The sequence below is a fragment of the Psychrobacter sp. PP-21 genome (assembly GCF_033790785.1).
In the GTDB taxonomy this organism is placed as follows: domain Bacteria; phylum Pseudomonadota; class Gammaproteobacteria; order Pseudomonadales; family Moraxellaceae; genus Psychrobacter.
The window spans coordinates 248,042-255,993 of record NZ_JAMYEB010000003.1; the positions used below are offsets into that span (position 1 = coordinate 248,042).

The following is a 7,952-nucleotide window of genomic DNA, read 5'->3' on the forward strand; positions in this document are numbered from 1 at the left end:
CTGGGCATAAAAAGTGCAGCAAAACCCGTATTTGATGGTGAGTCAAACACGGGGTTTTTTATGGAAATGAAACATGTCATTATATTTGCAGTGATTGGCATAGTCGCACTGTTGGGCTTTAATATCATAAACGGTAACAGCCGCGAGCAGAATAGGGGGGTTGCCGTTAGTACGGTCGCTACTGATTCAGCTACTGATGCAGATAGTACTCAGGACAACGCGGCAGCTATTACTAGTAAGCCACTTGGCGAACAGCCAAAAGCTATGCTAGACGATGCCACTAATAAAATCAATCAAGCGCAGCAATCTGAGCAAGATCGCTTTGATCAAATGAATAATACACAGTAATCATCGACTTATCTTATAGTTGAAGTGCATATAAATAAAAAGGGCCAACGATAACGTTAGCCCTTTTTATTTATAGTATTGCAGTCTCAGTTACGGATTAGCTTTTTTTGCTAGACCCTCTGCGATTATTACTTCTTTTCGCAGGACTCTTTTTAGGCTGATCTTTTTTAGCAGGCTGTTTCTTTGTCTGGTTCATGGCACTCGACTGCAATTTTTCTTTTAAATCAAAATCAATTTGCAGTAGGTCCATATTTACGCCAGCAACTTGTACTTTGACTGAGTCACCAAGCCCAAATAATGTACCTTTGTCTTTACCGATCAGCTGTTGTTGCTGCTCATCATAGACAAAGAAGTCATCACCGACATTTGAGATATGTACCAAACCATCGATGTATAAGTCAGTCAATGTGACAAACAGACCAAAGCTCGTTACCGTAGTCACCACACCTTCAAACTCTTCACCAACATGGTTAGTCATGTAATGACACTTGAGCCATGACTCTACAAAGCGCGATGCTTTTTCTGCACGGCGTTCTGTGTCTGAGGTCTGCGTACCAGCACCCTCAAGCGAGAAGTCCATAGCAGGCTGCTTGCTGTTCGTTACTTGCGCCTTGATACTACGATGCAGCATCAGATCTGGGTAACGGCGAATAGGCGAGGTAAAGTGGCTATATTCGTCATAAGCTAAGCCAAAGTGACCAATATTGTCAGGTGCATAGTTTGCTTGCATCATCGAACGTAGTAGCATGCTATGAATACTGATTGCATCTGGTCTGTCTTTGGTCGCTTCAATAATCCGCTGATAATCCGCTTGCGTTGGGTTCTCTTCTGGGAACGGCAAGCCAAAGTTTTTTGCATATTCATGGATACGCATCGACTTCTCGTTATCAGGCTTATCATGGTTACGATATAAGACTGGTAACTCGTGTTTAAGCGCAAAGTTAGCCGCACAGGTGTTAGCAAGGAGCATACACTCTTCGATTAGCTTTTGAGAGTCACCACGAGTGCGTGGCAAAATCGCTTCGATGCCACCTTTTTCGTTGAACTTGATGTACGTTTCAACCGTTTCAAATTCCATTGCATGACGTTCTTCACGCTTTTTGAGCAGTAGTTCATACAACTGATGTAGGGTATCAACAGACTTTTTAACGTCTTTATTACCCGTTAACGATTTAGGTAGTCGCTTGTCATTCGGGTTCACCAGATAATCATTTACTTGATTATAAGTGAGACGTGCTTGTGAGTGCATCACTGACGGATAGAACTCATATCCAGTCACTTTACCAGCGCGTGATATCTTGATATCAGCGACCATACATAGACGGTCTAGATTAGGATTCAGTGAGCACAGACCATTAGAGAGCACTTCAGGTAGCATCGGAATCACGCGATGCGGGAAGTATACGGACGTACCGCGCTCATAAGCATCTTGGTCTAGTGGTGAATTTGGCGTGACATAGTAGCTAACATCAGCAATTGCAACCACCACACGGTAGTTACCACCTGAGCGTTTCTCGGCAAATACAGCATCATCGAAATCACGAGCATCTTCGCCATCGATAGTGACAAGCGGTAGATGGCGCAAATCTTTACGACCTTTGATATCATTTTCAGTTGGTTCTTGATAGTCACTAGCTTGCTTGAGAGCCGCCTCACTAAACTCTGATGGAATATCATAGTTAAGAAGGGTTGTTTCGATGATCAGTTCACGATCATTATCGTCAGATAGGACTTCAGTGATCTTACCTGTACCAAACTCATGCTGGTTTGGCCAGTCAATGATATCGACTTTGACAGGTGCGCCTTGCTTAGCATTTAGCGCTTGTACGTTTTCATCAGTAACGGTAATTGGCTGATGGTTGTTTGGACTACCAAGCTCCACGCAGTAGCCGTCTTCATCACGTGCAAGCGTCCCAATGAAGTTGTTTTGGCGACGTTCAACCACATCGACGATGCGACCTTCAGTGCGACCACGGTTGTCTGTTGATGTACCGACAGCTTCTACCGTATCGCCATTGAATACCCAGCGCATTTGCTTTTCATGCAAAAACAAATCTGGCATATCACTCAATACCACAAACCCAAAACCCTTTGGATGTGCAGACACCATACCTGTGACGATATCTTGCTTAGTGACTGTGCGATAGCGATAAGGATGGCCTTCACGGTTTACTTGTCCATCACGTACCATTGCTTTCAGGCGATTGCCTAGAGCATCAAATTGGTCAGGATCATCAATATTAAAGGCTTTTGCCAATTGTTGATGTGTGACTTCCCCATGTTCATTAATCGTACTGAGTATCAGTTCGCGACTAGGAATCGGGTTGTCATATTTTTTTGCCTCACTCGAGGCGTTTGGATCATTCCAACTCATAAATTACCGTATCTATTTTTAAGACTATTAATAGGGGCTATCTTAACACGAACAACGGCGCAATATCTTGCGTCAATTTTCTTATGTGTATTCGATAGCAGGAAGCAGCCAACTTTTAGTTACTGCTATATAGATAAATCAAATATCAATATCGACACTGCTTGATTGGTTAGTGATTTTTTTGCTATCCAGCTCTTTTGAAACTTCGAGCACCGTAGTTTGATTTGATTTATCCAAATATTTTTGTGCTTTATCTACTTCAGTGGTCAAGGTATTGACCGTTTGCTTCATATTTTCTAGCGCTTCAACTTTGTAATTACTGATCATATCCATAGTGTCATAGACATTGTTGAAGGCGTTTTGCAGTTTATCAAGTTCAATACTACTGCTGGTCGCTTGCTCATGGATCTCGCCTGACTGACGCTTGAGCATTGCCGAGGTTGACTCAATCAAGCTACTGGTGGTCTTGTTCAATGCTGTGATTTGATCTAGTACCAGTTTTTGATTGGTCATTGCTTGGGCAACGACAACAGCCGTACGCAGCGCTGAAACGGTGGTCGTGGTTGCACGATCAACGCCTTTAATTAGTTCTAGATTATTACGGCGAATGGTATCCAGTGCCAGATAGCCTTGTACATTCACTGCTAACTGGGTCAAAAAGTCGGTGTTTTTTTGACGGACATAAAACAGCATTTCTTCTTTGATGATGCGCGCTTTTTCTGGATCTGTTGCTTCTATCGCGTAGACCTTTTGCTCCAACTGTTCATCAATTTTTTTGCCAACATAGACATACTGGCGAATAGATTGCATCAGCTCCCACATATTGACTTTTTCTTGCTCAATCATCGCATTATCTTTGAGCAGCTCATCTTTGCCATTGTATAGACTGGTCACAACAGCATTAATGTGCGACTGGGCGGACTCATACTGACGGAAATAGTCCTGTACTTTATTACCGAATGGAATCAGACCGAATAGCTTACGTGAGTTAGTCAACTCTTTTTTACTTGGGTCTAAATCTTCCACAATACCGCGTAGCTCAGTTAAAGACTTTGCAATAGGGGAGTTATCAAACAAACTGTCATTAAGACTTTTTGCTGGTAGATCCAGCATGCGATTAGAGACTTGTGCCGATTCACGAATCTCTTTTGTCCCTAGATTATGGATAGATTGAACGTTTTGCTGAAACTCTGGACTATGCACTGAATTGGTAATCACATGATCGACAAATGCATCAACTTTGGCATCGAGTTCTGGAATTTGGCTTTCATCCAACTTGACCATCTGATCGGCTTCACTTTTCTGTATTTCTTTGACAGGCTCAGGCGCTGTGAGAGATATAGTAGGAGTTGCGGCGTTTTCTGGTGGGGTCAATTCTTGCATGAAATTTCCTTTGATGTCTGATAAAAGTAGTGTTTGTTGTCAATGACTCTGATGGTCATGATGTACGTTATTTTTATACACTTACCTAAAACGTTCGAATAAATGCTGATTAGCAAATATAAAACAGACCTTTAGATTACCGCGTAATCAAATAGTTGAGAAGGTGGGTTTTGTAAAATAGCGTCAGCCAATTATATCTGGCTACACACATTTCCCTGCCATCATTTCAAGGAGGTCTGCATCAGCATAGGTAATAAAAAACCATCAATATCCCGCAGCATATTGATGGTCAGAGTTATAAATAGCTATATCGACTAACAGCCACTACTCAAAGTAATCTCATTAACAGGTTACTTTTTCTTAGTAGGTCCGAGCAGCATACCCATTTGACGACCTTCCATCTTAGGGTATTGTTCGACGTTTGAGATATCAGCAGTATCTTCAATGATACGATCAAGTTGTTTGCGACCAATATCTTGGTGCGCCATTTCACGTCCGCGGAAACGGATGCTAATTTTGACTTTGTCTTGATCTTCCAAGAAGCTCACGATTTTTCTCAGTTTAACCTGATAATCGGCTTCTTCGGTACTAGGACGTAGCTTCATCTCTTTGAGCTGAGTCTGCTTTTGGTTTTTCTTAGCTTCTTTAGCCTTTTGCTTCTGATCATAGAGGAAATGTTTATAATCCATGATCTTACATACTGGTGGCTTAGCTTCAGGAACTAACTCAACCAAATCTAGGTTTTCATCACGTGCCGCTTTCATCGCGGTTGCGATATCAACCACGCCCATTTGCTCGCCATCTTCTTTGACGAGACGGACTTCTTTGACGTTGATATCTTCGTTGATGTTCAAACGGTTTGACTGTTTAATAGGTATTACTCCTCATCTGTTTTTGGGGTCTGTCGGCCTTTTTTACTGACAGCGGTCTGTACTAATGTAATAAATTCAGAAATACTCATGACGCCAAGGTTCTCACCTTCGCGAGTTCGGACGTTGACGCTGCCCGATTCGACTTCTTTATCCCCTAATACTAGCATATAGGGAATACGTTCTAATGTTTTCTCTCGTATCTTAAATCCAATCTTTTCGTTACGCAAGTCGCTAATAGCACGCAAACCTGCGTTTTTGAGCTCGCTAACCACGTTTTCACAAGCATCAGCTTGTTTATCAGTGATATTCATGACCACAACTTGCTGCGGTGCTAGCCATACTGGCATCCAACCTGCATAGTTTTCGATCAAAATACCAATGAAACGCTCAAATGAACCTAAGATTGCACGGTGCAACATAATAGGTACTTCACGATCGTTTTGCTCATTGACGAACTCTGCATCGAGACGCTCAGGCATGTTTGGATCAACCTGAATGGTGCCGCACTGCCAAATACGTCCTAAAGAATCCTTTAGACTGAACTCAATCTTTGGACCATAGAATGCACCTTCGCCAGGTAAGTAATCCCAGTCTAGCCCTGAGCTATCAAGCGCATCTGCTAGCGCTTTTTCTGCAAAGTCCCATGACTCATCGCTACCAACACGTTTTTCAGGACGGGTAGAGAGCTTCATAATGATATTATCAAAGCCGAAATCTTCATAAACAGCGAGCGTTAGCTTAATAAAGTCAGCCACTTCTTGCTGAATCTGTGCCTGAGTACAGAAAATATGTGCATCATCTTGCGTAAAACCGCGTACGCGCATCAAACCATGTAATGACCCTGATGGCTCGTTACGATGACAAGAACCAAACTCAGCCATACGCAGTGGCAAGTCACGGTAAGACTTTAGGCCTTGATTGAATACTTGCACATGACAAGGACAGTTCATCGGTTTTACTGCATAATCACGGTTTTCACTAGCAGTCGTGAACATATTGGTTGCGTAGTTGCCCCAATGTCCTGAGCGCTCCCACAAACTGCGATCAACGATTTGAGGTGTTTTAATCTCTTCGTAGCCGTTATCATATTGTACTTTGCGCATATACTGCTCAAGTACTTGATAAATCGTCCAACCATTAGCATGCCAGAACACCATACCTGGCGCTTGCTCTTGCATATGAAATAGGTTCAGCGCTTTACCAATTTTGCGATGGTCACGTTTTTCTGCTTCTTCAATACGCTGGATATAAGCTTTCAACTGTTTCTTATCAGCCCACGCAGTACCATAGATACGCTGCAACTGCTCGTTTTTGGCATCACCGCGCCAATAAGCACCTGACATTTTGGTCAGTTTAAATACTTTCAAAAAGCGCGTGTTTGGCACATGCGGACCACGGCACATATCGACGTATTCTTGGTGATGATACAAGCCAAACGCTTCTTCACCTGGCATATCATTGATCAGCTTTAACTTATAGTCTTCATTGCGTGACTCGAATATCTCAATCGCTTCAGCACGTGGCGTCATCTTTTTGATAACGTCATAGTCCTGCTTGATCAGCGCCATCATGCGCTTTTCAATTGCTTCCATATGCTCAGGTGTGAACGGTGTCTCACTAAAGATGTCGTAATAAAAGCCGTCGTCAATAACAGGACCAATGACCATTTTGACGTCAGGATAAAGCTGCTTAACCGCATGCCCTAATAGATGAGCACATGAATGACGAATAATATCGACACCATCATCGTCTTTTGGCGTTACGATTTCGACATTGGCGTCAGCGATTATAGGGTCGTGCGCATCGACTAATTGACCATTTACACGTCCAGCAACCGTCGCTTTAGCGAGTCCCGTCCCAATACTCTGTGCCACTTCCATGACTGTTGTATTACCCTCGAAATCTTTTACGCTACCATCGGGTAAAGTAATCGCTACCATAATCTATTCGCCTGTTATTGGGTCCGTTGGCAGTGATGACTGCAACCATCAATCATTTAACCGTGAGACCGCATCAATTATATCCAATCATTGTGATATGTAGTGGGAGGTATACATTATTCTATAAGCTGTCCAATACTGCATATTGCGAAGCTCAATTATTCTTCAAGGAGATTCACGATTATTAATACAGTAAGTAATACTTCGTTGTCAGAGCAATGCTAGTGCAGCGCAAAAACAAATAATGCAATAGACCGACGATTATAGCAAAAACCCTCTAACAACACTAGATATCAAAGGATAGAGAGGCAGTTGGAAAGAGGTATGAAAGCTAATAGATAAGAAAAAACGGTTTTGAACACGCAATTCTATAAATCCAGTTTTGTAGGTCAAAGTATCGCTAGTACTCTATGAATGATTATCGTGGTTCTCCTATATAGTATCATTTGTGAAAATATCAAGATAAAAGGTAGAATCGATAAAGTGCTTAAGTAGAGCGAATATTAGAAAGGTAGAAAACCCAAATATTATCTATACTAATAAAAGCCAAAAGTAGCCATAAAAGCTCGCTTATTGGGGAACGTACCTATTCCTCTGCTACATCAACCAATCGACCAATTCATAACCTATTGAAACTATTTATTATTTTCGATAGCTGTAAAATAAGTTTAAAAACATGTATAAAATTGGTTGACACAAAAGTTAAACCCTCTATAATACGCACCTCATTAGGGAGAACCGGAATAACTTATATGTCAATTACATATAACAAACCTGGCTAACCCATTGAAACAAATTATAAAAAGTCTTGACAAACCAAATCATTATGATATGATAGTCGGCTCGCTAGATAGGATAAGTTCTTAACTTAAACGAACTAGCAAAGAGAAATACCCTATATATCAGTTACTGGACGACAGTGATTGAGACTATTTAAAAGCATAACTAAAGAACAACTTGTGTGGATTTTTGCTGATTCAGAATGCTAAAAAATAAAGTTGACTGTCTTTTCTTTTCGGAAAGATTATTAACTAT

5 protein-coding genes are annotated in these 7,952 nt (G+C 41.6%); 1 reads left to right on the forward strand and 4 read right to left on the reverse strand.

The annotated features are described in order from the left end of the window. Positions 1 to 60: 60 nt before the first annotated feature. Entirely contained in the window at positions 61 to 348 is a 288-nt protein-coding gene (locus NJD71_RS05145) for a hypothetical protein (RefSeq protein WP_319050865.1), read from the forward strand. 97 nt (positions 349 to 445) lie between these two features. On the opposite strand, the gene rnr is transcribed toward NJD71_RS05145, so the two are convergent. The 4 genes from rnr to thrS form a co-directional block, all read right to left on the reverse strand. After that, positions 446 to 2,722 carry a ribonuclease R gene (gene rnr / locus NJD71_RS05150; RefSeq protein ID WP_319050866.1) on the reverse strand — a complete coding sequence of 759 codons (2,277 nt, stop codon included), beginning with the start codon at positions 2,720 to 2,722 and terminating at the stop codon, positions 446 to 448. 138 nt (positions 2,723 to 2,860) lie between these two features. Next, complete coding sequence (locus tag NJD71_RS05155; RefSeq protein ID WP_319050867.1) at positions 2,861 to 4,105, reverse strand: toxic anion resistance protein; 1,245 nt, start codon at positions 4,103 to 4,105, stop codon at positions 2,861 to 2,863. A 350-nt stretch (positions 4,106 to 4,455) separates the two neighbouring features. Further along, a complete protein-coding gene (gene infC / locus NJD71_RS05160) occupies positions 4,456 to 4,959 on the reverse strand; it encodes a translation initiation factor IF-3 (RefSeq protein ID WP_057762155.1) in 504 nt (167 codons plus the stop codon). Positions 4,960 to 4,982: 23 nt separating this feature from the next. Next, positions 4,983 to 6,917, reverse strand: a complete 1,935-nt coding sequence (thrS, locus tag NJD71_RS05165) for a threonine--tRNA ligase (RefSeq protein WP_319050868.1) — start codon at positions 6,915 to 6,917, stop codon at positions 4,983 to 4,985. Positions 6,918 to 7,952 lie beyond the last annotated feature (1,035 nt).